This window comes from Winogradskyella ouciana, from assembly GCF_965284585.1.
Lineage (GTDB): Bacteria > Bacteroidota > Bacteroidia > Flavobacteriales > Flavobacteriaceae > Winogradskyella > Winogradskyella ouciana.
The window spans coordinates 279,266-305,860 of the sequence record NZ_OZ260095.1 but is presented as its reverse complement, the minus strand read 5'-3'; the positions used below and the strand labels follow the sequence as shown (position 1 = coordinate 305,860).

The following is a 26,595-nucleotide window of genomic DNA, read 5'->3' as shown; positions in this document are numbered from 1 at the left end:
TAATTACAATTCATCATAAAAATAATAATCAAAAAACGAAGCAAATGCTACTTCTCAAAAGACAATTCATCATCGTTTTTCTCATGTTTTCTCTACTCGGTATTGCTCAGAAATCTGCAGTTTATACTAGTGATTTAAAAGATTATCAGAAAGCATTGACCTTATACAACAATAAGCAGTACAAAGCAGCACAGTCCTTGTTCGATGATATAAAGTACAACACTGACGATAAGATGCTGAAATCGGATTGCTCGTATTATATCGCCAATTGTGCAGTAAGATTAAATCAAAGAAATGCTGATGACTTAATCACGGAATTTGTCGAGGAATATCCAACAAGCACTAAGCGAAACACGGCTTATTTAGACGTAGCCGATTATTATTTTGAAAACTCAAAATACGCTTACGCACGTAAATGGTATCAAAAAGTGGATGAACTGAGCATTGCACGTTCTGAGCGTGAACGCTACTATTTTAACTACGGCTACAGTCTATATGCTACCAAAAGTAAAACTCAGGCTACAAAATATTTAAACCGAGTTGTGGATTCCCAAGAATATGGTTCGCAAGCCAAGTATTATATCGGTTACATGGCTTATGAAGGTGATGATTATGATACAGCGAACGAATATTTTGACCAGGTTAGCGATAACGAAAAGTACAAGGAGAAACTATCATATTATCAAGCGGATTTAAACTTTAAATTAGGAAAGTTTGAAAAAGCCATTGAACTAGCAAAGGAGCAATTGCCAAACGCCAGAGGTGAGGAAGAATCCGAGTTGTCTAAAATTATTGGTGAAAGCTATTTTAACCTAGAACAATATGAAGAAGCCTTGCCATACCTCAAAGCATACCAAGGCAAACGTGGCAAATGGAACAATACCGATTATTACCAATTAGGTTACACGTACTACAAGCAAAATGATTTTGAAGCTGCCATTTCTGAATTCAATAAAATTATTGATGGCAACAATTCTGTAGCTCAAAATGCGTATTACCATTTGGGCGAGAGTTATATCAACCTCGATAAGAAGCAAGAAGCACTGAATGCTTTTAGAAACGCTTCTGAAATGGATTACGATCTCAAAATTCAGGAAGATGCTTGGTTAAACTATGCCAAGATCAGTTACGAAATTGGTAATCCTTATCAATCCGTTCCTCAGGTATTGGCTGGTTATTTGGACAAATATCCAGAAACAAGTTACAGGGAGGAAGTCGAAACCTTATTGATAGATTCTTACATCACATCAAAAAATTACAAGGAAGCGCTTGAGCTTTTAAAGGGAAAGAACAGTTTTGAAAATAAAGTCGCTTACCAAAAAGTGGCCTTTTTTAGAGGTGTTGAACTTTACAATGAAACCAAGTATAGTGAAGCTCTAGATTTATTCAACAATTCGTTAAAAGAGCCAAGAGATCCAATCTTTGTAGCAAAGGCAACGTTTTGGAAGGCAGAAACCGAATACAATCTTTCCAATTTTAACGATGCGTTGATTGGCTTTAAACAATTCAACGGAATGCCTGAGGCCTCAGCCATTCCTGAAAGTGAAAATCTTGATTATAACTTGGCTTACACCTATTTTAAGTTGAAGGATTATAACAATGCCTCTAATTACTTTCAGAAGTTCATAGATAAAAATTCGAGCGATAGACTCAGAAGAAATGATGCCTATCTAAGATTGGCAGATGGATATTTTGTATCGAGTAAGTATCAAAATGCTATAAATGCTTATGATAAAGCGATTCAAATCAATGAAATAGAAACAGACTATGCAGCATTTCAAAAAGCGATGAGTCATGGGTATTTAGGCAAGAGTTCTACAAAAATTTCTGAGTTAAACGCGTTTATAGAAGGTTATCCAAAATCAGCTTTGAGAGACGATGCCATGTACGAATTAGCAAATTCTTACGTAAAGACCGGTGATACAGACAAGGCTATGCGAATGTATGACCGTTTAAATTCTGAATATAGACGAAGTGCGTTCACATCAAAAGCTTTGTTGCGCCAAGGTTTGGTCTATTACAATAGTAACGATAATGAACGTGCATTGACCAAGTTTAAGAAAGTAGCGAGTGACTTTCCTGGTTCTGGAGAGGCTGTACAGGCGGTTTCCACGGCACGTTTAATTTATATCGATTTAGGTCGTGTGGATGAATATGCATCTTGGGTAAAATCCCTGGATTATGTTGAGGTAACCGACGTTGAATTGGATAATACCATGTATTTGGCGGCAGAGAAACCCTATTTAGATAATGATACAGATAATGCCATTCGTCAGTTCAATAAATATCTGAATCAATTCCCGAATGGAATCCATGCTTTAAAATCACACTTTTATTTAGCACAGTTGTATTACCAAAAGGATTTGTTCGAAAATGCACAACCGCATTACCAATATGTTGTAGAGGCTGCAAAAAGTGAATATACCGAACAGGCAACGGTTAGGTTATGCGAAATTTATTTAAATGATTCAAATTGGTCAAAAGCAATTCCTGTTTTAAAAACTTTGGAAGCCGAAGCAGACTATCCGCAGAATATATTATATGCGCAATCCAATTTAATGAATGCCTATTATCAAACTGAAGATTACAATCGGGCAGAGACCTATGCAGAAAGAGTATTGAGCAATTCAAACTTGGATAACAAAGTAAAGAGTGATGCCAAAATCATCATTGCACGCTCAGCCATAAAAACTGGTAATGAAGCTAAGGCAAAGGGCGCTTATGCAGATGTTGAAAAAATCGCCACAGGTAGTGTAGCTGCTGAAGCTCTGTTCTATAACGGCTACTTTAAGAACAAAGAGGGTAAGTATGAAGCTTCTAATACAATCATTCAGAGATTGGCAAAGGATTATAGCAGCTACAAATACTATAGTGCCAAAGGTTTGGTGGTTATGGCAAAGAATTTCTACGCTTTGGGAGATGCCTTTCAAGCGACCTATATTTTAGAAAGCGTGATTTCAAACTTCCCAGATTTTGACGATGTTGTACAAGAAGCAAGAATAGAACTCAATAAAATAAAAGCCGAAGAAGCAAAAACAAATTCATCAATCGAAACAGACGATAATTAAACAGGAAAGCATTTTGACTGTGCTCAATATAACAGTCTCGAATCATTAATTTATTGTCAGGCTGAGCGCAGTCGAAGCCAAAAAAATCTAAATCAAAAAACATGAAAATCAAGTTTTTAATTTTTATAATCACCATAGCAACCAGTTTATCATTTATCAATGCCCAAGAGCGTAAAAATGATACTATTGACGATCAAGTGGTAAATGTGGTAAAACCATATACACCAACGATTTCTGATGCGTTTAAAATTAAGGATACACCAAAATTGAGTGATTCTAATATGGTGAAGAAAAAGGAAGTGAAATACAATATCTTCTCAATTCCTGTGGCATCTACCTTTACACCTGCAAAAGGAAAAGCGGCTAATGTAGATAAGGCAAAACCGGTGAAGTTATACGATAATTATGCATCACTTGGTGTGGGAACTTACACTACAATTTTGGGCGAGGTATATCTTAACCATGAGTTGAGCAGTACCGAAAATGTTGGTGGTTATTTTAGCCATCATTCCTCACAAGGTGGTATCGACAATGTGTTTTTGGATGACAATTTCAGTAAAACCGGTTTAAATGCACATTATTCGCAGAAACTTAGGGATTTTTCATGGAAAGTAGATGGAGGTGTTGATTTAATGACTTACAACTGGTATGGTCTGCCAGAGGGATATGAAGATCAAGCTAGTGATATAGATCCTAGGCATTCCTTTAACAGATTTTATATAGGCGGTAAATTGAAGTTTGATGACGCCATCATAAAAGACGGAAGTGTGAGATTCAGGCGTTTTGGTGACGATCAAGATTCTGGTGAGAATAGATTTGTGGCTAAAACAAATTTTGCTATTCCTGTTCAAGGCGAAGAAATAAACACTGAATTTTATGTGGATTACATAGGAGGTAGTTTTGATGAAAGTTATTTTGGTGGTGATGAAATTAATTACGGAAACGTAACCTTTGGTTTATCTCCATCATACCAAATGAAACAAGACGATTTAACTGTTAATTTGGGTGTTCGTTTGGTCTATCTTAACGATACTGAGTTTAGCGACAATAAGTTCTTTATTTACCCAAATTTTGAAGCATCCTACCGTTTAGTTGATGAGATTTTAATCGCCTATGGCGGAATTAAAGGGGAGCTTCAACAAAATTCGTACTATCAATTTGCAAGTGAAAACCCATTTGTGTCACCAACCTTGTTAATCGCTCCAACAGACCAACGCTATAATGGATTTATTGGGTTAAAAGGAAAGCTGTCTAATAACGTAAGTTATAACATTAAAGGAAGTTATTATTCTGAAGATAATAAGCCGTTATATAGACTTAATACTGTGCGCAATTTTTCGTTTGGTAGCGGAGCCGAAGATTATTATTATGGTAATTCATTCGGAATTGTTTATGATGACGTCACTACATTCTCTGTAGGAGGTGAGCTAAATATTGATGTCAATAGAAACTTTACTCTAGGATTAAAGGGTGAGTACTTTGGTTATAATACGGATACCCAAGCCGAAGCATGGAACCTGCCAGACGTAACCGGATCTATTTTTATGGATGTTCAGATTACGGAACAGTGGTTTGCTGGTGCTAGTGCTTATTTTGTTGGTGAGCGAAAAGATTTATTTGAATTGGAAGGCTCTTTAACAGGCGACCCAATTATGGAGGTGATAACACTAGAAAGTTACTTTGATGCCAATGCACATTTGGGTTACAAAATAAATGACCAACTTTCAATTTTTGCTAAAGTGAATAATATTTTAAATCAAGATTATCAGCGTTACCTCAATTTCCCAGTACAAGGTTTTCAAGCTTTAGCTGGTGCTACGTATCAATTTGATTTTTAGTAAGGTCTATCATTCTGAACTTTCACACAGAGCTTGTCGAAGTGTGGTTTCAGAATTTCACTTTCATAAATGAGAAATTTTTGCCAAATAATCAAAATGCACTCCATCCATAATTTTTTCACATTTTAAGCCAATGGTATGGCAAGCGGTAAGTAATGTTTCAAAATCAAGGTAAAGCCATTTCATGGGTACTTCTTCTTCGCCTTTATAGCTGAGGTGGTAATCAAGTTCGCCATAATATTGACTGTTTAAATCTATCCAAATACCACCATCTTCATCTTCGTACATATAGGATATGTCAGAAGAATCGACTAGGATTTGTCCATTGGGATTTAATAATGATTTTAGGTGTATTAAGTATTTGGAAACTTGTGATAGCTCTTGAAAAATTCCTGTACCATTCATTAATAATAGAATCGTATCAAATGTCTCAGTTTCTTCCAAAAGTGGTTTTAATTCAATATTCAAAACACCACGCTGTTTTGCTACTTCAATAGCACCTTGAGATGTATCAATAGCTTTTACCTTAAATTCTTTGTTTTGCAACCACAACGCATGGCTGCCCGCACCACAACCCACATCAAGAATGTGTCCTTTACTTAAATTTAGAGCTTTTTGTTCCAGCTTTGGCATTTCAGCATAATCCCTAAACAAATAGGGAAGTGGTAGTTCGTCTTCATCGGAGATATTGGTCCAAGTGACGATATCTTCAGAATAATTGTTGTTCTGATAATCCCTTAATGCCTTTCCGAAGATATCCTTCATAATTATTTTCTTGTCATTGCGAGCGAAGCGCGGCAATCTCTTTTTAATTTAACTATTTTTACAACAGATTACTACGTCACTACGTTCCTCGTAATGACATTTACTTTGTATTTTTACACTATGCAAGACCAAATCAATAATCTTCCTAAGCTCGCCAAAGATAGGCATAAGGAAAACAAAACTTTCTTTACAAAACTGAGAAAAAAGCCACCCAAGCAATTGGATTATTTAATGCAAGAGATACACAAGGAAGAATTTGAACGCACAGATTGTTTAGATTGTGCCAACTGCTGTAAAACTACTGGACCGCTTTTTACAGACAAGGATATTAAGCGCATTGCTAAGTTCTTTAAAATGAAAGAACAGCAATTTATAGAAGCATATCTTCGTTTAGATGAAGACAATGATTATGTATTGCAATCTGTACCTTGTGCGTTTTTAGGAGCGGATAATTATTGTTCAATTTATGAAGTGAGACCAAAGGCTTGTCGAGAATTTCCGCATACGGATAGAAAGAAGTTTCAGCAAATTTCTAACTTAACACTCAAAAATGTGGCTATATGTCCTGCTGCTTTTAACATCGTTGAAGAAATGAAAAAACGAATTCAATTATAAAATTTATGCTTCGGAATAATTTTTGATACTCTATTTTGAAAAAAATAAAATGAAAAAACTCTATACGACCCTAGCACTCGTCTTTTTTGGAATGAGTATTTCTTTTGCACAGGCTTGGATGACCAATTTAGAAATTGCCCAACGATTAGCGCAGGTACAAAATAAAATGGTGCTCATGGTTTGGGAAGAAACCACTAACTATCAGTATCCGGTTTTTGTAAAAGATGATAGAGGGAGAACCATCTATATAGATAATTTATTTGAAGATGAAGAAGTGAGCCCATTAATATGGGAGTACTTTGTGCCTGTTATAGTGAGTGAGTATAGATATGCGGATTTGTACGAGAAAATTAAAGGAAAGCGAAGTCAAATTTATATTGATAAGTTTAATGACGACTCTATAAAAATTATGGATGTTAATGGTAACATTTTAAACGTCAGTTATTTTACTGAAGACTTTCAGAATATTACGGAAATCATAAGGCTTTATGGGCTTAATACGCAATATATCGCTCAAGAACTCAAGGACTATAAAAGTGAAAAAGATTTTTATTCGGCTTATTATTTAGCTTCAAAGTATTTGGACTTTGCGCTGTATGCCGATACAAAGACGCGATCTAGTATTGTAAACCTCTCTAATATATATCTTCAGGAAGCTGTTGAATTAATAAAAGAACAAGAACCAGAGGATAGACCAAGCTTAGAGCAGCGTTGCGAATTACTTAAAATTCAAGAATATCTCATATTAAAACGCCCAAAGAAAGTCATAAGGTTATTGAAAAAGCTGAAGGATGAAGACATCTATGAGAGCAATAAGTCTTTTGTTGCTTTTCTTTATTACACGGCATATATGAGTACAGACAAACCTGAAGATGCAGAACTATGGAAAGCTAAAATTTCTTTAGTAAATTTGAGCAAAGCCCAGAAGATTATAAATCTTAATACTTAAAAATGGTGGAAACCTTAATTAATTATTTTGAGACCATCCCGTCCAAACACCGTAGTCTTATTTTGGTTGGTGGACTTACTCTGTTTTGGTTAATTGAAAGCGGACTACCTTTATTTAAGTTTAAATACAACAAATGGAGACATGCACTACCTAATTTATTTTTTACGTTAACCACGGTAATCATCAATTTTGCTTTTGCTTTTCTGTTGCTTGGCGCAGCTGACTGGGTAAAAGCCAATGATTTTGGAATTATTAATTGGTTACCGGAAATGCCGTTATGGTTGTATGCACTTTTGGGAGTACTGTTACTGGATTTTTTTGGTGCCTATTTGGCTCACTATGTAGAACACAAAGTAAAACCTCTGTGGATGGTGCATTTGGTGCATCATACAGACCACAATGTAGATACAACAACGGCCAACAGACATCATCCTATAGAAAGTGTTATAAGATTTATATTCACGCTTTTGGGAGTTTTAATTGTCGGTACACCAATAGCTTTAGTGTTTTTGTACCAGTCCTTGTCATTGGTGTTTACCCAGTTTACACATGCAAATATTAAGATGCCTAAAGGTTTGGATAAAGCTTTAAGTTATTTTATAGTGTCGCCAGATATGCACAAAATTCACCACCATTACAGATTGCCTTATACAGATTCTAACTATGGCAATATCTTTAGCATTTGGGATCGCCTATTTGGGACGTACATGTACATGGATCGCGAAAAATTGGTGTATGGAGTCGATGTGTTTCCTGATGAGAAAAAGAATGGGCATATCGGTGAATTGTTAAAGCAACCTTTTCAGAAATATGAAAAACCTACCTTGTCAGCTGATTTTGAGAAACAGTAATTTTCTTTTAATAATTTGCTTGCTAATGAGCTGCAATTCAAACCCAAAATTAGATGTGCAAGGACATAGAGGCTGTAGAGGGCTTTTGCCTGAAAATTCCTTACCAGCTTTTGAAAAGGCCATTGATCTCGGTGTACATACTCTAGAGCTCGATATTGCCATTACCAAGGATAAAGAAGTCGTGGTGTCTCATGAGCCGTTTATAAGCCGATTTACTTGCGTTAACCCAGAAGGTAATGAGATTCCTGAAGAAATGGATATGGCTTACAATCTCTATCACATGACTCACGAGGAGATTAAACAATTTGACTGTGGCTCCAAGTTTCATCCGTCTTATCCAGAGCAAGAAAAGCTAAAAACATACAAGCCTCTTCTATCCGAAGTTTTTGAAATGGATAAGGTGAAAGAGTCAGAGGTTAAATTCAATATTGAAATAAAGTCCAAGCCTAAATATTATGGCATTTACACACCTCACCCAAAGGAATATGTGAAAATTGTATTGGATGAAATTGAGGACAAAGGCTTGTTCAATCGCGTGAATCTGCAATCCTTTGATTTGGCTATTCTCGAAGAAGTAAAAAAGCAATCTCCAAAGATGAGAGTAGCACTATTAATTGACGAGGATGAAAATATTGCAACGAAGCTGGCTGAATTATCCTATAAACCAGAGATTATAAGTCCATATTTTGAATTGTTAACATCACATGATTTGATAATGAATTATCAAGATAAAGGATATAAAATAATTCCTTGGACGATTAACGAAGAACAAGACATGTTTAAGATGCTAAGATGGAATATCGATGGCATTATTACGGATTATCCAGATAGGCTTATAGAGATACGTAAAAACAACCGTTATTAACAGTTTATCAACAAAAAGATGTCGTTGCTCTAATATTTATGTATTTAATGGATTTTTTAGTCTGTAAATTCATAAACCATTTATGTTTGCTGTGGATTAATTAATTACTGTTGGAATAAACAAACTCACGTTTAATTCTAAGTAATGCCATAGTGAAAAATTTAATCCGAATCTGTCTCCTCATTATTCTCATTTTTTTATTGAGCTTCTCACTTAAAGCGCAAGAGCATTATGCTAAACTTGAAAAGAATAGAAACATTCAAGCCAAAGGTTTGATACATCAACTAAACGCTACAAAAGACACGCTAATTCTCAAAAGTGACACAAAAATCAATTATCTCTATTCCATCAATAAAGACTACGGAAGAGATTTTGATGTTTACGTTGACACCACTTATTTTGAATTACCGCTAAATAAATTACCTAAAGGAAAGCATGTTTTGGTAGCTGTACAATCACCAAAGCGGATTGTGTTTGTGGTAAGAATATTAAAGGATATTCCTAAAGATTTACCCGAACAAGAAATTTCAGAAGACATTGTAGCAACGGAACCAGTTAAAGTAGCAGTGACTGATAATAATTAAACTCTAACCACATTTGCAAGGGGATTCTTCGTCCTCACATGGAATAAAATTATCATCAGGACTTTGTACATTATATTCTGAGCAAAATGGTCTTTCGTCGGAATTGTCAGATGTGCAACCCAATATAAAAGTCATAACGAAAGCATACATTACAAAAGCTTTCATAAATTTTAAGGTAAGACTATTATTCATAAATTAAATATTTTACTCGCATCTCTTTATAGTCATCCAAATCATCTTTCCAGGTTGCTCTAATTTCAGTTTCGCTTAGTCCAGCTTCAATTTGTTGTTGCAATTTCGCTGTTCCTGCATGCTTTGTAAAATTAGCCGTATTGAAGACCTTGGATTTATCTGTAGCATGGTTATATGCATCCATAACGTACTTTAGGGTAAATTCCCTTTCAGCCTTTACATTAGATAAATCTGCGCCATAACAAACGTCATCTTTATGCTTAGGATATTTAGAACCGAAATTTGGTTTTGGAGTATAGCTGAATTCATAATGACTTTTATCTAAAAAGGGTGCACCATAACGTTGAAATTGAAACTCTGTACCACGTCCAGCATTTATATTGGTGCCTTCAAACAAACCTAAACTCGGATATAACGTAATGGATTGATCATTTGGTAAATTAGGTGAAGGTCTAATAGGTAAGCTGTAAAGGCTGTCATGATTGTAATTTTCCATTTCAATAACAGTGATATCACAAGTAACTCCATTGCTTAACCATTTTTCACCATTAATCATTTGTGCATATTCACCAATCGTCATACCATGAACCAAAGGAATAGGATGCATGCCCAAAAAGCTGCTGTGTTCTTTTTCCAATACAGGACCATCAATGTAATTGCCATTAGGATTTGGTCGATCTAAAATAAGCAACGGTACATTATTCTCTGCACAAGCTTCCATAACATAATGCAACGTAGAGATGTAGGTGTAAAATCGAACACCAACATCCTGTATATCAAAAACCACTATATCTAAGTCCTCTAACTGTTCTTTGGTTGGTTTTTTGTGTTTTCCATGAAGTGAAAAAATAGGCAAACCTGTTTTGGTATCCACACCATCTTTTACCTTTTCACCAGCATCTGCAGTACCTCTAAAACCATGTTCAGGTGAAAAGACTTTTTTGATGTTGATATCTAAATCTAATAATGAATCAACTAAATGTACAAATGAACTGTCATTGCGAGTCTCGTTTTTTTTACGAGACGTGGCAATCTCTTTAAATATTACAGACGTCTGATTAGCCACAACACCAACACGCTTTCCTTTAAGCAATGGTAAATACTGTTCCGTTTGATCAGCACCAACAACAATTGCTTTGTCACCCTTTGGCTTCGTGCTTCGAGCTTCCTGCTTCAAACTTTCAGCTTTCACTTTTCCACTTTCAACTTTTCCTCCACAAGAAATCGCTACCAAGACAAATAATAAAACAGTATTTTTGAAAACCTTAAAAAGCATATTTAGATTTTGAATTTTGAGTTGTTTATAGCTAAACGCATTATTGGCAGTAAAGCGTATAAAAGTAGTGTTTCGGCACCAATAATTAAAATTGGAATTGCCGCAATTGCTATTGGTATTATTGTTATGCTTGTTGCCATTGCTACCGGTTTGGGCTTACAGCAAAAGATAAGGGATAAGGTTGTGGCTTTTAATGGTCATATAGAAATTACCAATTTCGATACCAATGCTTCCGATGAATCTCAAGTGCCTATTTCCAAAGATCAAGATTTTTACCCTGAATTCAATTCGGTTGAAGGAGTAACACACATTCAAGCCGTTGCCACAAAGTTTGCCGTTATTAGAACAGAAACTGATTTTGAAGGTGTCGTGGTAAAAGGCGTAGGAGCTGACTATAAGTGGGATTATTTTAAAGAATTTTTAGTAGAAGGTCGTCTGCCCGATTTTACAGGAAAACGAAATGAAGAGATTTTAGTTTCAAGTTATTTGGCGAATAGATTAGGCTTTAATGTCGGAGATAAATTTCAAACCTTATTTGGTGAAAATCTTGAAAGACCACCACGTATTATCAATTATGAAATCGTAGGAATTTATAATTCAGGCTTTCAGGAATTGGACAAAAAATTCTGCATTGCAGATATAAGACATATACAACGTCTCAATAAGTGGAAAGCTGACGAAATAGGCAGTTTTGAAGTTTTTGTAGATAATTTTTCAGAATTAGATGAAATAGTTCCACAGGTTTATAAAGAGTCAGGTTCTTATCTCAATGCCAGACCCGTAAACAAAAAATACTACACGGTTTTTGAATGGATTAAAATTTTTGATAGCAACACAAATATCATTATCGCAATTATGATTATCGTTGCTGGTATTAACATGATAACCACACTTTTGGTACTGATCTTAGAGCGCACCAATATGATTGGTGTTCTAAAAGCCTTGGGAAGTTCTAATTGGTCCATAAGAAAGGTGTTTTTATATAATGCATCCTATCTGATTGGTTTGGGTTTAATTTGGGGAAATCTTATAGGACTTGGGCTATTATTTGCTCAGAAGTATTTTAAATTGTTTCCTCTAAATCCAGATACCTACTACGTCAGTGAAGCACCAGTTTATATCAGTTGGGACTACATCTTATTGTTGAATATAGGAACTTTCATTGCTTGTTTATTAATGTTGATGATTCCTTCAATTATCATCTCAAGAATTTCACCAGTTAAGGCCATTCGGTTTGATTAAATGTCCCTTGGTATAAGTTATAGCTTACCCAATAGCTTGTAATTTTCCCCAGAAGGGAACAGATGGTGTTTGTTGCTTAACCATTGATTTTTATGCGTTTTTTTCGTGATTTTTTGTGTTGCTATATTCAACATTTTTTCTTGAAAATTTGGAATTTAGATTTTGATGTTCGGAATTTTTTAATCAGCTAATAGCATTGAAAACATAACCGACTTTTTACTTTCTACTTATTACTTTATACTTAAATTTGCACCGCAAATTGATTTTATGGACTACGCAGAAAATATATTAGGTACTATAGGAAACACTCCTCTGGTAAAAATGAATAAATTGGTTGAAGAGCTGCCTTGTTTGGTACTCGCTAAATACGAAACCTTTAACCCAGGAAACTCGGTGAAAGACCGTATGGCATTGCAAATGATTGAAGATGCCGAAGCTGACGGAAGATTGAAGCCAGGCGGAACAATTATAGAAGGAACTTCTGGTAACACAGGAATGGGCTTGGCTTTAGCCGCTATTGTAAAAGGTTACAAGTGCATTTTTGTAATTAGCGATAAGCAGTCTAAAGAGAAAATGGATGTGTTAAAGGCTATGGGAGCTGAGGTTGTGGTCTGTCCAACAGATGTTGAGCCAGACAATCCTCGTAGTTATTATTCGGTGTCTAAACGTTTGGGTGAAGAAACTCCAAATTCTTGGTACGTCAATCAATATGATAATCCAAGCAATACTAAGGCACACTACCAAAGCACTGGACCAGAAATCTGGAAACAAACAGACGGTAAGATTACCCATTTTGTAGTTGGCGTTGGTACAGGTGGAACCATTTCTGGAGTAGGGAAGTACCTAAAGGAACAAAATCCGGATATTAAAGTTTGGGGAGTGGATACCTACGGTTCGGTATTTAAAAAATATCATGAAACAGGTGAGTTTGACGAAAACGAAATCTATCCTTACGTCACTGAAGGTATTGGAGAAGACATATTACCAGAAAATGTGGACTTTAGCATTATCGATGGGTTTACCAAAGTAACCGATAAGGATGCAGCGGTTTACACGCAATTGTTGGCAAAAGAAGAAGGCATGTTCTTGGGTAACTCAGCAGGTGCTGCTATAAAAGGTGTGCTACAATTAAAAGAACATTTTAAACCAGATGATGTTGTGGTAGTACTTTATCACGATCATGGAAGTCGTTACGTAGGTAAAATGTTTAATGACGATTGGATGCGTGAGAAGGGTTATATTGAATAGCCATGTTTTTCTGCATCTGCTTTACTTAAAGACAGAACACTCAATAATAAAAATCAAATGCCCAAAGAAATACTTTGGGCATTTGATTTTTTTAAAACAAAAACGTCTTAATTAATCTATAAAATTGCTTGTCTTTATCCAAGTTTCTTTAACAACGTCACCATCGGCATTGGCATAACCTAGAACTAAAGTAGCTGTATTTAAAATGTATTCATAAGAGAAAGTGATCCCATTGGATGTTTCAAATTCCATCACATTTCCATTGTTGGTAATCTTAAATGTGCCGGAACTTGTATCATTGCTTTCTAAAGTAAACAAGCCTTTAAAATCTCTAATATCATTATCGTCTCTAAAGATAAATTTGGCATCGTCCGTTGGTTGTGGATCGGTGTCATTTAGGATTCTACTTTGTAGTTCCCATTGGCCAATTAAATTTTCAATAGCGGAATAATTGTGGTCTTCATCTCGGCTGCAACTCGTTACAGTAGCAACCACTGCCAAGATTAATAATATGCGTTTCATAACTTTTGTTTTTATTTTAAAGTTAGTAAAACGGACTGAGTTAGACAAGTATTGGTCTTATTCATTCTTAATCTTCTCTAAATACGTTAAACTGAAATTTATTTTTAATTCAGTCCACATGGGTAGGTGATCGCTGAGCTGAAATGTTCGCCACTCTTTTTTGTAATAGTCCTTTTGTGCATCCGGATCGGCAATAATGGCCTTAAACTCATCTATTGATTTCTGTATTTTTACTTTTTTTTCAGCATCGGTAGTGTTGGCTAACTTATCTTTTTGCTTTGCCAATTTGCCTTTTAAATTCTGTAAGACCACTTCTTGGTAGTCAGGAAACTGGCGAGTGCTAAAGACTCTGTTATAATAATTATAGGCACCAGCACTATTGTCTTGATCTCCGTGTACAACTTCACCTTTTTTTTCCATAAAGGCAATTTGATCATAGTGTTTGGTTTGGTACATATTACTTGGGTTGTCTTCAATACCTTTTGGAATTTTAAAGCCATGTTTTTTTAAGGCTTTCATGGTTTTGTGCTCTGGACTATAAATATTAAAGTCACCTAAAAGAATGAGGTTTTCGTCATAGCGTTTAGCGCGCTTTTTTAAGTTTTCTGCTATGGTGTCTATTTCTTCGATACGTTGTTTTAGTTTTTCCCCAGAAGCCGAACCAAAATAAATATGAACAGTACAAAGTTTAAACTTAAACCAACCCGATTGAAAAGCTACTAAAAAAGGTGTTCGGGCAAACTGCTTTTTGTCACCTATAAGCTTACTGGGAGTCAGTACAATTTCACCTGCCACTTTCTGAAAAGATACACGGTTGGTGTCGTAGATATAGGCCATACGTTCACCATTGCCCGAATGACCTTCGGTGACATCTGTCATTATGTAATCCCACTGGTCACCCATAACGTACATTAAACGGTTAAAGGCAAAAAGGTCTTCATTGACTTCTTGTATGGCGACCAAATCAAAACTTGAGATAATCTCGGACATATAGAAAAAAGCTTCCTTGGTACGTGGACCATAACCATATTGATTGGAGTCAAAATCCCTTATGTTCCATGTGGCAATAAGCACATTTTCATTAAAGATTTTTTCAGGAATTTTTTCGTCAAGATCTTCTTTGAGGCTGGTTAATCGTTTAATAACGCGCTTACGTTCTTCTAATTCAGGGAAATCGTTTTTTAAAGCAAAGTAACGCATAGTGGGTTGGTATTGGTTTACGACTACAAGTTAATCATAAAAACAGTCGGTTTTTATACGTAGGATTACGTATTTTTCGTCTTTTTTGTTTCAATTCAAATGTCTATTTTAGAACCATGCAAGAAGACTTTCTTCATTACGTTTGGAAACACAAGGCGTTTTCATCACAATCCCTTAAAACAGTAAGTGGAGAGACCATTTCCATAAAACATCTTGGTCAGCACAATCATAATGCTGGCCCAGATTTTTTTAATGGGCAATTAAGTATTAATGGTCAACTTTGGGCTGGGAATATAGAAATTCATATAAAATCGTCTGATTGGTACTTGCACAATCATGAAAAAGATAAAGCCTACGATAATGTTATCCTTCATGTCGTATGGGAACATGATACAGAGGTTTTTAGAAAAGACAATTCTGAAATTCCAACACTTGAATTGAAACACTATGTTGACGATGATCTATTTGGGAATTATCAAAAACTAATGAAGTCCAAATCTTGGATTAATTGTGAGTCTGATTTTTCGGATATAGATGATTTTCTGTTAAACAATTGGTTAGAGCGTTTGTTCATAGAACGCTTAGAGCGAAAATCTGATGATATTTCTACACTTTTACAACAGTCCAATAACGATTGGGAAGCCGTTTTGTTTATAATGTTATTGAAGAATTTCGGACTTAAAGTAAATGGTGAAGCTTTTTTAAGCTTGGCAAAATCAATTGATTATTCAGTGGTAAGGAAACTTCAGAATGATGTATTGGAAATGGAAGCTTTGTTGTTTGGACAAGCGGGTTTGTTGGATGATGATGTGCAAGACGCCTACCACTTGGATTTAAAATTGCGCTATCAATATTTAAAGCAAAAATTCACACTTAGAAATGAAGGGGTTTTGCCTTTGCAGTTTTTTAGGTTAAGACCACCTAATTTCCCTACAATACGTTTGTCGCAATTTGCAAATCTATACACTACGGAGCACCAGCTATTTTCTAAAGTGATGGTAATGAATAAAAAAGATGAGTTTTATAAATTGTTTAACAAAGGAGTCAATGAGTTTTGGATGACGCATTACACATTTGCTAAAGCTTCAAAAATTTCTAAGAAACTATTGACCAAGTCTTTTATAGATTTACTAATCATTAACACTATTATTCCTTTAAAATTTAGTTACGCAAAATATCAAGGACAATCAATTGAAGGTGAATTATTCGACCTCATTAAAGAAATAAAGCTTGAAAACAACAGTATAGTCAAAAAGTTTTTACAATTAAAATCATTAGAAAAAAATGCGCTGAGTTCTCAAGCATTATTACAACTAAAACAGCACTATTGCGACAAAAATAAATGTTTACAGTGTGCTATAGGAAATCAACTAATCGTTAAAAATTGAGCTATTTGCTATATATTGCAGTATGAATTTGTTTTACACCCTATTACATTATTTTCAAAAACGTGGTTACTATGTTTGCCAACGGATAGCAGACCGCTTGGGTATAAGGGCTAAGATTGTTAGAACCTCATTTATGTACTTAACTTTTGTAACAGTTGGGTTTGGTTTTGCACTGTATTTGTTTTTGGCATTTTGGATACGGATTAAGGATATAATTTATACAAAACGCTCATCAGTATTTGATCTATAGTATGAATAACCCTCTCATTAAACTTTTTAGGTCTAAAATTTATACAGCACTGTTATTGCTTTTTTTTGTGCTTTGTATAGGTGTTTTTGGGTATAGGTTTGTTTCTGAATATAGTTGGATTGATGCTGTTTATATGACGGTTATAACCATTACAACTGTTGGTTATGGTGAAGTAAACCCTTTGGATACAGAAGCCAAGATTTTCACCATATTTTTAATACTCTCTAGTGTCGTCATTGTTGGATATGCAATTTCAATAATCACTGAGTATATTTTGAGCAAAAATAATTTTGAAGATATAAAACAACGTAGGATGCAGAAGAAAATAGATGAAATGACCGACCATATTGTCATTTGTGGTTATGGTCGCAATGGCAAGCAAGCAGCAAAAAAGTTGCTGGCCTATAATAAGCCATTTTTAGTGATAGAACGTAATAAGGATGTGATAGAGAGATTCCAAGAAGACGATATTCCATTTGTTTATGGAAATGCCAATGAGGACCAAACGCTGTATGATGCTGGCATTGAACGAGCAAGTACTTTAATTTGTGCCTTACCAAGTGATGCCGACAATTTGTTTGTAGTGTTATCTGCTAGACAAATTAATAACGGAATGACCATAATCAGTAGAGCGTCAGAAGAGACATCATATAATAAGCTCAAATTGGCAGGTGCTAACAATGTTATTTTACCAGATAGGATTGGAGGAGACCACATGGCATCTTTAGTTGTAATACCAGATTTAGTAGAGTTTATTGATAATTTAGGAATTGTAGGAGAAAGAAATATTAATGTAGAAGAGGTAAAAGTAGAACAACTTTATAATGTTAAAGAGGCAAGAACTATAAGAGACTTAGATCTTCGCAAAAAAACGGGTTGTACAGTCATTGGTTTTAAGGATGCCAAAGGCGATTATGTTGTTAATCCTGAGGCAAGCACTAAATTAGTAGCTGGATCCAAAATTATTGTTCTTGGGCGTCCAGAACAGATACAACGTTTAAATTCTGAATACAATATTGTTTAAGCTCTAAAACCATTTTAACGTCTAAGGCTTTATAAACTCAAATTTTTTTAGCATCTTGTCGGCTTTAATATAAAAACTAACTAATAACTATACTCATGAAGAAATATCTTCTATCACTTTTTGCACTTTCTTTACCATTATTGAATTTTGCACAAGAAACTACCTCTGAAAAAATCGATAGAATTTTTAAGGACTATACAGGTTGGTTTGTTGATGGTATATTTTACGAAATTCCATTTTCAGAAACCTACCAAATTCCTTGGGTATTAATTGTGTTGATTGGTGGTGCTTTGTATTTTACGATATATTTTAAATTCATAAACATTACAGGCTTTAGAACAGCGATAAAAGTTGTTAGAGGCCAATACGAGGATATTGAAAAGCACGGAGCAGATCAATTGTACGGAGATGAAGGTATTGCCGTTACAGCAAACTTAGATGAAAATAAACCTCAGGCAGATACATTGTATGGTGATAGTACGCCAAATGAAGGTGAAGACCTCATAGAAACTATTAGAGATGAAGGTGCAGACGGTGAGGTGTCACATTTTCAGGCTTTAACAGCTGCATTATCCGCTACTGTTGGTTTGGGAAATATTGCTGGTGTAGCAGTGGCCTTGTCCATTGGTGGTCCTGGTGCAACGTTTTGGATGATTGTAGCCGGCTTGTTAGGTATGGCGTCAAAATTTGCCGAGTGTACATTGGGTGTAAAATATAGGGATGTTGGTGAAGACGGTACTGTGTATGGAGGTCCTATGTATTATTTAACCAAAGGATTAAAATCAAAAGGTATGGGAGGCTTTGGTAAGGTCTTGGCCGTGTTGTTTGCCATATTTGTAATTGGTGGTTCTTTTGGAGGTGGTAACATGTTCCAGGCCAATCAAGCAGCTGCTCAATTTGTAAAATTATTCGATTTAGAAACTTCAGATAATGCAGGTTTATATTTTGGATTGGTAATGGCAGTTTTAGTGGCTGTTGTTATTATCGGAGGTATAAAGCGTATAGCAAAAGTAACGGAGAAAATTGTACCATTTATGGCTGGGATTTATGTTCTTGCCGCTTTAATTATCCTTGGTGCAAACTTTTCTTTAATTGATGATGCGTTTAGCTTGATTTACAATGGTGCATTTACAGGCTTAGGTATTGCAGGTGGACTTGTTGGAGTTATGATTCAAGGTATTAGAAGAGGTGCATTTTCAAACGAAGCTGGTGTTGGGTCGGCAGCAATTGCCCACTCAGCAGTTAGAACAAAATATCCTGCTTCCGAAGGTATTGTCGCCTTATTAGAGCCATTTGTAGATACGGTTGTTATCTGTACAATGACAGCTCTGGTAATTGTAATCACCAATTTTGATGGAGGATTTATGGAGTATGGTGTAGAAATTACTGAGGGAGTAGAAATTACTGCAAGTGCTTTTGATTCCGTAATTCCACATTTCTCAATCATACTTACCATTGCGGTAATTCTATTTGCATTTTCAACAATGATCTCTTGGTCTTACTACGGTATGCAAGGCTGGGTGTTTTTATTCGGAAAAGGGAAGCTAACTGACTTGGCGTATAAAATATTATTCTTGTTTTTTGTTGTGGTCGGAGCTTCAATAAGTTTAGGAGCGGTAATCGACTTCTCAGATGCCATGATTTTTGCTATGGTTGTACCTAACATCATTGGTGTGGTATTGCTATCACCAATAATTAAGAAAGAGCTCAGTAAATATTACAGGGCAATAAGTGTTAAAGAAGATGCTATTGATGAAGGTGCTGAAGATTTAAATGAAAAGCTTTAAACATAAATAGTTTATTGATGAAATCCCATTTCCAGTTTTCTAATCAACAACGGAATGGGATTTTTTTATTAATTTTCATCATAATAATAGCACAGTGCATTTACGCATTTGTCGATTTTTCCAATGACAATGTTCTGGTCAATAATAAGCAATTAGAAACTTTTAGAAAGGAGTTAGATTCGCTTCACGTGGTGGAAATTGAAAACACCAAACCTAAAATCTATCCTTTCAATCCGAATTACATTACAGATTATAAAGGTTACACTTTAGGGATGACTAATGAAGAAATTGATAGGCTCCATCAATTTAGGGAAACTAATCGTTGGGTAAATTCAGCTAAGGAGTTTCAGAATGTGACAAAAGTGTCGGATTCATTTTTAGCAACAATATCTCCTTATTTTAAATTTCCAGATTGGGTGACAAATCCGAAACCTAAATCAAATGGATATAGTAACTCATTTTCAAACAACACACCCAAAACTTATACTCAAAAAATTGACTTAAATAAAGCAACAGCTTCACAACTACAGAAAGTATATGGAGTGGGTGAGAAACTTTCGGAGCGCATTATTCAATATCGAAACAAGCATAAAGGTGGTTTTATAGCAGATGTAGAGCTTATGGAAGTTTGGGGATTAACGCCAGAGGTGATTGAGCGTATAAAAAATGACTTCACAGTAAAAACACCGAGAGAAATCACAAAGCACAACATAAATTCTGCAACTAGAGATGAATTGGTTACAATTCAATATATAGATTACGAAGTTGCTAATAACATTATTGAAGAACGAACGTTGCGCGATGGCTTTAAATCTTTAGAAGAATTAACAAAAGTTGAAGACTTTCCTATCAAAAAGATCGAGATAATTAAGTTATATTTGCATCTGTAAAAATTGCACCATATGTCTAATATATATTTCACGGAAGAACATAATTTATTTAGAGAAAGTCTTAGGGATTTTTTGCAAAAAGAGGTTGTGCCTCATATCGAAAAATGGGAAGAAACTGGTCATATAGAACGTTTCATCTGGAAGAAATTTGGCGATATGGGTTACTTTGGTCTGGCATATCCTGAAAAATACGGAGGACTGGATTTAGACTTATTTTACACCGTTATTCTACTTGAAGAATTACAAAGAATTAATTCAGGTGGTTTTGCCGCAGCCATTTGGGCACATGCATACCTGGCAATGACCCATCTTAATAAAGAAGGTGACGACGCAATAAAATCAAAATATCTGGCAAACAGTATTTCTGGAGATATGATAGGTTGCCTTTGTGTTACAGAGCCATTTGGTGGAAGTGATGTGGCTGGTATGAGAACTACTGCTGTGAAAGACGGAGACTATTATATTATTAATGGCTCTAAGACTTTTATAACAAATGGTGTTTATAGTGATTATATGGTTGTTGCTGCTAAAACCAGCCCAGAATTGGGTAACAAAGGTATTAGCATTTTTGTTGTAGATAGTAATACCGAAGGTGTGTCCGCTACAAAACTAGACAAATTAGGTTGGCGCGCTTCAGATACTGGAGAGATAGCTTTTGATAATGTTAAAGTACCTGCGAGTCAGTTGATGGGCGAAGAGGGAAAAGGCTTTCCATATATTATGCAGCATTTTGCACTAGAGCGATTAATTATGGGAATCAACGCACATGCCAGAGCAGAATATGCATTAGAATATACGTTGCAGTATATGTCCGAGAGAACAACATTCGGAAAGTCTTTAGATAAGTATCAGGCTTTACGCCATAGGTTCGTAGATATGCATGCAGACATGCAATTATGTAAAAACTATAATTATATGGTTGCTGACCAATTAGATAAGGGTGCTTATGTAGTTGAAGAGGCTACAATATCTAAACTAAAATCCACTAAGATGGCAGATGAAGTTGCCTATAACTGTTTACAGTTTTTGGGTGGTTATGGTTATATGGAAGAATATCCGCTTGCCAGAATATTTAGGGATAGCAGACTTGGTCCAATAGGAGGCGGAACATCTGAAATTCTCAAAGAAATACTTTCCAAAATCATTATAGACAAGAAGTCCTATAAACCAGCAACTCATTAAAAGCTTTTAAAACTGAATCACAGTCCTGCTCTTAGTGGGACTTTTTTATTTTCATTTGTAAATTTTCCGATGTAAAAGGTTATATTTAATTTTTGACAAAATTGACCTATGAGCCTTAAAGCATTTTCGGACTATTTATTATTAGAGAAGAAATATTCTAAACATACAGCTTTAGCTTATATCCGTGATTTAGAAATGTTTCAAGAGTTCTTAAAAGAAGCTCATGATGAAATCCCAATTTTTAAAGTAGGTTATTCAGAAATAAGACAATGGATAGTGGAACTGGTCAATAGCGGAATATCTAATAGGACGATAAATAGAAAAATATCTTCGCTCAACTCATATTATAAATTTTTGCAAAAGATTCAGCAAATAGAAGCTAATCCATTAAAACAACATAGAGCACTTAAGGTAGGCAAGAAAGTACATTTACCTTTTTCAGAAGAAGAATTGAAACAAGTCCTAGAACATTCCATTGAGATTAATGATTTTGAAAGTGCAAGAGACCAGCTCATTATTGAGTTATTTTATGCCACAGGTATAAGACGGATTGAACTGGTTAATATTAAAACCTCAGACATTGATTTCAGTAAAAAACAACTTAAGGTTTTGGGTAAGCGTAACAAGGAACGCTACATTCCACTTATAGATACTTTGATTGAGTCTTTTGGGAGATACCTAGATTACAGAGCTCAGTTGCCGATAATTAAAGATAAAGATCAATTATTTTTAACAAAAAAAGGTCTTAAAGTTTACGAAATGCTTGTTTACAGAATAATAAATAAGTATTTTAGTAAAGCATCTTCAAAGGCAAAATGTAGCCCACATGTATTAAGGCATTCGTTTGCAACACATTTATTAAATGAAGGTGCTGATTTAAATGCAGTAAAAGAACTTCTTGGACACACAAGTTTAGCAGCTACGCAGGTATATACACATAATAGTATTGCAGAATTAAAAAAAGTGTACGCTAAATCTCATCCAAGAAATATTCGCTAAGTACTAACCTTAGCAGCAAAAGAAATATTGAAGTTTTTCAATATCATCGTATAACTTAAAAAGCAGCGTATGAAAGTAAACACCCAATCCGTTAATTTCACAGCAGACAGAAAATTAATTGATTTTATTCAAAGAAGAATGGATAAGTTAGATATGTTCTATGATAAAATAATTCAGTCTGATGTTTATTTGAAGGTTGAAAACACCAGTGACAAGGAAAACAAAATTTTTGAAGCCAAAGTGCGTGTTCCTGGTGATAGTTTTGTTGTGAAAAAACAATGCAAAACTTTTGAAGAAGGTACTGATATTGCTGTAGCTTCTTTAGAGCGGCAAATTAAAAAGAGAAAAGAAAAGTTAAGAGCAAGAACTTAATTAAAATTTTTTCAAAAATGTTTTGAATAAAAAAATAAAACACTACATTTGCAGTCCGTTAGAAATAGCGGACTTTTTTGTGGTCTAAATTTGACTGTAAAAAAGTAAGAAAAAGCCGATATAGCTCAGCTGGCTAGAGCAGCTGATTTGTAATCAGCAGGTCGTGGGTTCGAGTCCCTCTATCGGCTCTTAAATATCTAAATAAGTGCTTAAAATTTAGATGTTTATGTTTTGAAATTTTGAATAAAATTGGGGAGATACTCAAGCGGCCAACGAGGACAGACTGTAACTCTGTTGTCTTTCGACTTCGCAGGTTCGAATCCTGCTCTCCCCACAAAAATTTTAAATAAGCTGTTGTCAAAAGCTCGCTTTTGTAAAAGCAGTGTTTTAAAATTTTTAGTGAAGGGTCTCCCTTCACGGATCACTGAGCGAAGCGAAGTAATCCTTATTTATAAACCATGAATAAGAGATAAAAGTTTTATTCTTGATTTAATTGAAAAGGATCGAGCAAAAAGCAGAGATCCATTTGAAATAATGAAAACCATTAATTAAGGAGACTTAATTATAAATGCGGGAGTAGCTCAGTTGGTAGAGCGTCAGCCTTCCAAGCTGAATGTCGCCGGTTCGAACCCGGTCTCCCGCTCTAAATTTCCTGCGAAGGCAGGAATCTCACTCATTCAGAGAGAGAATCAAAACACTTTACGCCGGTGTAGCTCAGGGGTAGAGCGTTTCCTTGGTAAGGAAGAGGTCACGAGTTCAAATCTCGTCATTGGCTCTTTTTTCTAAGATAGTTTAGAACAAAAATTGAACACTAATATTAAAGATTAAAATAAATTAAACATGGCAAAGGCAACTTTCGATCGTTCAAAACCACATTTAAACATTGGTACTATTGGACACGTAGATCACGGTAAAACAACTTTAACTGCTGCTATTACTAAAGTATTAGCTGATGCAGGTTTATCAAGCGCGATGTCGTTTGATCAAATTGATAATGCTCCAGAGGAGAAAGAAAGAGGTATTACAATTAATACTTCACACGTAGAATATGCAACAGCAAATCGTCATTACGCTCACGTTGACTGTCCAGGTCACGCGGATTACGTAAAGAACATGGTTACTGGTGCTGCTCAAATGGATGGTGCTATCTTGGTTGTTGCTGCAACAGACGGTCCTATGCCACAAACTCGTGAGCATATCTTACTTGGACGTCAGGTAGGTATTCCTCGTATCGTTGTATTCATGAATAAAGTGGATATGGTTGATGATGAAGAGTTATTAGAATTGGTTGAAATGGAAATCAGAGATTTATTATCATTCTACGAATATGATGGTGATAATGGTCCTGTAATAGCGGGTTCTGCCTTAGGTGCACTTAACGGTGAGCAAAAGTGGGTTGATTCTGTGATGGAATTAATGAAGAATGTAGATGAGTGGATTGAAGAGCCAGTTCGTGATATGGACAAGCCTTTCTTAATGCCTATTGAAGATGTATTCTCTATTACTGGTCGTGGTACAGTGGCAACTGGTCGTATTGAGACTGGTGTAGCTAACACAGGTGACCCAGTTGAAATCATCGGTATGGGTGCTGAGAAATTAAATTCTACTATTACTGGTATCGAGATGTTCCGTCAAATATTAGATAGAGGTGAAGCTGGTGATAACGCTGGTATCTTATTAAGAGGTATTGAGAAAACTCAAATCTCTAGAGGTATGGTAATTACTAAGCCAGGTTCTGTAACACCACACGCTAAATTTAAAGCTGAGGTTTATATCCTTAAGAAAGAAGAAGGTGGACGTCACACTCCATTCCATAACAACTACCGTCCACAGTTCTACGTACGTACAACTGACGTAACTGGAAACATTCAGTTGCCAGATGGTGTTGAAATGGTAATGCCTGGTGATAACTTAACTATTACTGTTGAGTTAATCCAACCAATTGCAATGAACGTAGGTTTACGTTTCGCTATCCGTGAAGGTGGTAGAACAGTTGGTGCTGGTCAGGTAACTGAAATTTTAGACTAAACAAATTATAGTTAAATGATATATTAAGGTGTCCCGAAAAATCGGGATGCCTTGATTATTATTTACGGGTTTAGCTCAGTTGGTAGAGCACTGGTCTCCAAAACCAGGTGTCGGGAGTTCGAGTCTCTCAACCCGTGCAAGACAAAATGAGCTAACAACTTAGCTTAAAAAAGATATACAAATGGCAGGAGTAATTACATATATAAAGGAATCATTTGAGGAGTTAAAAAACCATGTGTCATGGACACCATGGCCAGAAGCTCAAAGATTGACTGTTCTTGTAGCAGTGTTTTCAATTATTTTTTCTTTGGCTATTTGGGGTGTAGATACTGTGTTCAGTAAAGCTGTTAAAGCTTATTTTGATTTTTTAAACTAACAAATATACAAGAGAGAAGATGTCAGAAAAAAAATGGTATGTTGTTAGAGCAGTAAGCGGTCAAGAGAATAAAATTAAGACCTACATAGAAAATGAAATTTCTAGGTTAGGTTTAGAGGATTTTGTTGATCAAGTATTAGTGCCTACCGAAAAAGTGATTCAAATACGTAACGGAAAGAAAATTAACAAAGAGAAAGTTTATTTCCCAGGTTACATTATGATTCAAGCCAATTTAAGTGGTGAGATACCTCACATTATTAAATCAATTACAAATGTTATTGGTTTTTTAGGTGAGACTAAAGGAGGAGACCCTGTGCCATTAAGACAGTCTGAAGTAAATAGAATGTTAGGTAAAGTAGATGAATTGGCAATTGAAGCAGATGCTAATGTTGCAATCCCGTTTACAAAAGGAGAAACTGTAAAAGTTATCGATGGTCCTTTCAATGGGTTTGATGGTACTATCGAAAAGATAAATGAAGAAAAGCGTAAGCTAGAGGTAATGGTTAAGATTTTCGGAAGAAAAACACCATTAGAGTTAAGCTATATGCAAGTAGAAAAGTTATAATAATTGTTACAATAAAGATAGCGCATGGTCTAAGCTTCCAAAATAGACAAGCGCACTAAAATTTAAAAAATGGCAAAAGAACTAGACAAAGTAGTTAAGTTACAAGTTCGGGGAGGTGCTGCGAATCCATCGCCACCGGTAGGACCCGCTTTAGGTGCCGCTGGAGTTAATATTATGGAGTTCTGTAAGCAATTTAATGCTAGAACCCAAGATAGACCAGGTAAAGTATTACCTGTGGTAATTTCGGTTTTCAAAGACAAATCATTTGACTTTGTAATCAAAACTCCACCAGCAGCAGTACAATTATTAGAAGCGGCCAAAGTAAAGAAAGGATCAGGAGAACCTAACCGACGTAAAGTAGCAAAAGTAACTTGGGATCAAGTTAAAGCGATTGCTGAAGATAAAATGCAAGATTTAAATGCATTTGAAATCGGATCAGCTATGAAAATGGTAGCTGGTACAGCAAGATCGATGGGTATCACTGTTAAAGGAGGAGAAGCTCCAAACTAAATTTTTAGA

General features: G+C 35.3%; 26 protein-coding genes and 5 tRNA genes. 26 read left to right on the top strand and 5 right to left on the bottom strand.

The window, feature by feature from the left end; translation table 11 throughout:
* The first annotated feature begins 44 nt into the window (after nucleotides 1-44).
* Complete coding sequence (locus tag ACQ65V_RS01320; protein ID WP_430466585.1) at nucleotides 45-3,068, top strand: tetratricopeptide repeat protein; 3,024 nt, start codon at nucleotides 45-47, stop codon at nucleotides 3,066-3,068.
* A gap of 101 nt (nucleotides 3,069-3,169) precedes the next feature.
* The gene (locus ACQ65V_RS01315; protein WP_430466584.1) at nucleotides 3,170-4,906 is read left to right on the top strand and encodes a TonB-dependent receptor; all 1,737 of its coding nucleotides are present in this window, start codon (nucleotides 3,170-3,172) and stop codon (nucleotides 4,904-4,906) included.
* Nucleotides 4,907-4,969: 63 nt separating this feature from the next.
* On the opposite strand, the gene ACQ65V_RS01310 is transcribed toward ACQ65V_RS01315, so the two are convergent.
* A complete protein-coding gene (locus tag ACQ65V_RS01310) occupies nucleotides 4,970-5,671 on the bottom strand; it encodes a class I SAM-dependent methyltransferase (protein ID WP_430466583.1) in 702 nt (233 codons plus the stop codon).
* A 120-nt stretch (nucleotides 5,672-5,791) separates the two neighbouring features.
* Between ACQ65V_RS01310 and ACQ65V_RS01305 the strand changes: the two genes are divergently transcribed.
* From ACQ65V_RS01305 to ACQ65V_RS01285, 5 genes are all read left to right on the top strand, one after another.
* A complete protein-coding gene (locus ACQ65V_RS01305; RefSeq protein WP_430466582.1) occupies nucleotides 5,792-6,286 on the top strand; it encodes a YkgJ family cysteine cluster protein in 495 nt (164 codons plus the stop codon).
* A gap of 49 nt (nucleotides 6,287-6,335) precedes the next feature.
* The gene (locus ACQ65V_RS01300; protein WP_430466581.1) at nucleotides 6,336-7,235 is read left to right on the top strand and encodes a hypothetical protein; all 900 of its coding nucleotides are present in this window, start codon (nucleotides 6,336-6,338) and stop codon (nucleotides 7,233-7,235) included.
* A 5-nt stretch (nucleotides 7,236-7,240) separates the two neighbouring features.
* Entirely contained in the window at nucleotides 7,241-8,086 is an 846-nt protein-coding gene (locus ACQ65V_RS01295; RefSeq protein WP_430468604.1) for a sterol desaturase family protein, read from the top strand.
* 25 nt (nucleotides 8,087-8,111) lie between these two features.
* On the top strand, nucleotides 8,112-8,951 hold the full coding sequence (locus tag ACQ65V_RS01290) for a glycerophosphodiester phosphodiesterase family protein (RefSeq protein WP_430466580.1): 840 nt from the start codon (nucleotides 8,112-8,114) through the stop codon (nucleotides 8,949-8,951).
* Nucleotides 8,952-9,103: 152 nt separating this feature from the next.
* Nucleotides 9,104-9,535 carry a hypothetical protein gene (locus ACQ65V_RS01285; RefSeq protein WP_430466579.1) on the top strand — a complete coding sequence of 144 codons (432 nt, stop codon included), beginning with the start codon at nucleotides 9,104-9,106 and terminating at the stop codon, nucleotides 9,533-9,535.
* 3 nt (nucleotides 9,536-9,538) lie between these two features.
* On the opposite strand, the gene ACQ65V_RS01280 is transcribed toward ACQ65V_RS01285, so the two are convergent.
* Together ACQ65V_RS01280 and ACQ65V_RS01275 are read right to left on the bottom strand one after the other, a co-directional pair.
* Nucleotides 9,539-9,727 carry a hypothetical protein gene (locus tag ACQ65V_RS01280; RefSeq protein ID WP_430466578.1) on the bottom strand — a complete coding sequence of 63 codons (189 nt, stop codon included), beginning with the start codon at nucleotides 9,725-9,727 and terminating at the stop codon, nucleotides 9,539-9,541.
* Nucleotides 9,720-11,003, bottom strand: a complete 1,284-nt coding sequence (locus ACQ65V_RS01275) for an exo-beta-N-acetylmuramidase NamZ family protein (protein WP_430466577.1) — start codon at nucleotides 11,001-11,003, stop codon at nucleotides 9,720-9,722. Before ACQ65V_RS01275 ends, ACQ65V_RS01280 begins: the two co-directional genes overlap by 8 nt.
* A 9-nt stretch (nucleotides 11,004-11,012) precedes the next feature.
* Between ACQ65V_RS01275 and ACQ65V_RS01270 the strand changes: the two genes are divergently transcribed.
* Together ACQ65V_RS01270 and ACQ65V_RS01265 are read left to right on the top strand one after the other, a co-directional pair.
* The gene (locus ACQ65V_RS01270) at nucleotides 11,013-12,245 is read left to right on the top strand and encodes an ABC transporter permease (protein WP_430466576.1); all 1,233 of its coding nucleotides are present in this window, start codon (nucleotides 11,013-11,015) and stop codon (nucleotides 12,243-12,245) included.
* A 267-nt stretch (nucleotides 12,246-12,512) separates the two neighbouring features.
* A complete protein-coding gene (locus tag ACQ65V_RS01265) occupies nucleotides 12,513-13,493 on the top strand; it encodes a PLP-dependent cysteine synthase family protein (protein WP_430466575.1) in 981 nt (326 codons plus the stop codon).
* A 111-nt stretch (nucleotides 13,494-13,604) separates the two neighbouring features.
* Here the strand turns inward: ACQ65V_RS01265 and ACQ65V_RS01260 are convergent, their stop codons facing one another.
* Both ACQ65V_RS01260 and ACQ65V_RS01255 read right to left on the bottom strand, forming a co-directional pair.
* Nucleotides 13,605-14,015, bottom strand: a complete 411-nt coding sequence (locus ACQ65V_RS01260; RefSeq protein ID WP_273290513.1) for a lipocalin family protein — start codon at nucleotides 14,013-14,015, stop codon at nucleotides 13,605-13,607.
* Nucleotides 14,016-14,072: 57 nt separating this feature from the next.
* Nucleotides 14,073-15,215 (bottom strand): endonuclease/exonuclease/phosphatase family protein, encoded by a 1,143-nt coding sequence (locus ACQ65V_RS01255; RefSeq protein WP_273290511.1) that lies wholly within the window; start codon nucleotides 15,213-15,215, stop codon nucleotides 14,073-14,075.
* 116 nt (nucleotides 15,216-15,331) lie between these two features.
* On the opposite strand from ACQ65V_RS01255, the gene ACQ65V_RS01250 reads away from it, so the two are divergent.
* The 17 genes from ACQ65V_RS01250 to rplK all read left to right on the top strand — a co-directional run bounded on the left by ACQ65V_RS01250 (nucleotide 15,332) and on the right by rplK (nucleotide 26,586).
* The gene (locus ACQ65V_RS01250) at nucleotides 15,332-16,603 is read left to right on the top strand and encodes a DUF2851 family protein (protein ID WP_430466574.1); all 1,272 of its coding nucleotides are present in this window, start codon (nucleotides 15,332-15,334) and stop codon (nucleotides 16,601-16,603) included.
* 22 nt (nucleotides 16,604-16,625) lie between these two features.
* Nucleotides 16,626-16,853 carry a PspC domain-containing protein gene (locus tag ACQ65V_RS01245; protein WP_155088589.1) on the top strand — a complete coding sequence of 76 codons (228 nt, stop codon included), beginning with the start codon at nucleotides 16,626-16,628 and terminating at the stop codon, nucleotides 16,851-16,853.
* A 1-nt stretch (nucleotide 16,854) separates the two neighbouring features.
* Nucleotides 16,855-17,877: a potassium channel family protein gene (locus tag ACQ65V_RS01240; protein ID WP_273290508.1), complete on the top strand. Its 1,023-nt coding sequence runs from the start codon at nucleotides 16,855-16,857 to the stop codon at nucleotides 17,875-17,877.
* Nucleotides 17,878-17,972: 95 nt separating this feature from the next.
* On the top strand, nucleotides 17,973-19,664 hold the full coding sequence (locus ACQ65V_RS01235) for an alanine/glycine:cation symporter family protein (RefSeq protein ID WP_273290506.1): 1,692 nt from the start codon (nucleotides 17,973-17,975) through the stop codon (nucleotides 19,662-19,664).
* Between the two features lie 17 nt (nucleotides 19,665-19,681).
* Nucleotides 19,682-20,554, top strand: a complete 873-nt coding sequence (locus ACQ65V_RS01230) for a ComEA family DNA-binding protein (protein ID WP_430466573.1) — start codon at nucleotides 19,682-19,684, stop codon at nucleotides 20,552-20,554.
* Nucleotides 20,555-20,566: 12 nt separating this feature from the next.
* Nucleotides 20,567-21,736: an acyl-CoA dehydrogenase family protein gene (locus ACQ65V_RS01225; RefSeq protein WP_430466572.1), complete on the top strand. Its 1,170-nt coding sequence runs from the start codon at nucleotides 20,567-20,569 to the stop codon at nucleotides 21,734-21,736.
* A gap of 108 nt (nucleotides 21,737-21,844) precedes the next feature.
* The gene (locus ACQ65V_RS01220) at nucleotides 21,845-22,735 is read left to right on the top strand and encodes a tyrosine-type recombinase/integrase (protein WP_430466571.1); all 891 of its coding nucleotides are present in this window, start codon (nucleotides 21,845-21,847) and stop codon (nucleotides 22,733-22,735) included.
* Nucleotides 22,736-22,804: 69 nt separating this feature from the next.
* The gene (gene hpf, locus ACQ65V_RS01215; RefSeq protein ID WP_155088595.1) at nucleotides 22,805-23,107 is read left to right on the top strand and encodes a ribosome hibernation-promoting factor, HPF/YfiA family; all 303 of its coding nucleotides are present in this window, start codon (nucleotides 22,805-22,807) and stop codon (nucleotides 23,105-23,107) included.
* Nucleotides 23,108-23,221: 114 nt separating this feature from the next.
* Nucleotides 23,222-23,295: transfer RNA gene (locus ACQ65V_RS01210), tRNA-Thr, on the top strand.
* Nucleotides 23,296-23,358: 63 nt separating this feature from the next.
* Nucleotides 23,359-23,441 (top strand) — tRNA-Tyr (locus ACQ65V_RS01205).
* Between the two features lie 236 nt (nucleotides 23,442-23,677).
* Nucleotides 23,678-23,750: transfer RNA gene (locus tag ACQ65V_RS01200), tRNA-Gly, on the top strand.
* Nucleotides 23,751-23,810: 60 nt separating this feature from the next.
* Nucleotides 23,811-23,882: transfer RNA gene (locus ACQ65V_RS01195), tRNA-Thr, on the top strand.
* Between the two features lie 65 nt (nucleotides 23,883-23,947).
* Entirely contained in the window at nucleotides 23,948-25,135 is a 1,188-nt protein-coding gene (gene tuf / locus ACQ65V_RS01190) for an elongation factor Tu (protein WP_155088596.1), read from the top strand.
* A gap of 64 nt (nucleotides 25,136-25,199) precedes the next feature.
* Nucleotides 25,200-25,272: transfer RNA gene (locus ACQ65V_RS01185), tRNA-Trp, on the top strand.
* A gap of 44 nt (nucleotides 25,273-25,316) precedes the next feature.
* The gene (gene secE, locus ACQ65V_RS01180) at nucleotides 25,317-25,511 is read left to right on the top strand and encodes a preprotein translocase subunit SecE (protein WP_155088597.1); all 195 of its coding nucleotides are present in this window, start codon (nucleotides 25,317-25,319) and stop codon (nucleotides 25,509-25,511) included.
* Nucleotides 25,512-25,530: 19 nt separating this feature from the next.
* The gene (gene nusG / locus ACQ65V_RS01175; RefSeq protein ID WP_155088598.1) at nucleotides 25,531-26,076 is read left to right on the top strand and encodes a transcription termination/antitermination protein NusG; all 546 of its coding nucleotides are present in this window, start codon (nucleotides 25,531-25,533) and stop codon (nucleotides 26,074-26,076) included.
* 69 nt (nucleotides 26,077-26,145) lie between these two features.
* Nucleotides 26,146-26,586, top strand: a complete 441-nt coding sequence (gene rplK, locus ACQ65V_RS01170; protein WP_155088599.1) for a 50S ribosomal protein L11 — start codon at nucleotides 26,146-26,148, stop codon at nucleotides 26,584-26,586.
* The last annotated feature ends 9 nt before the right edge of the window (nucleotides 26,587-26,595 follow it).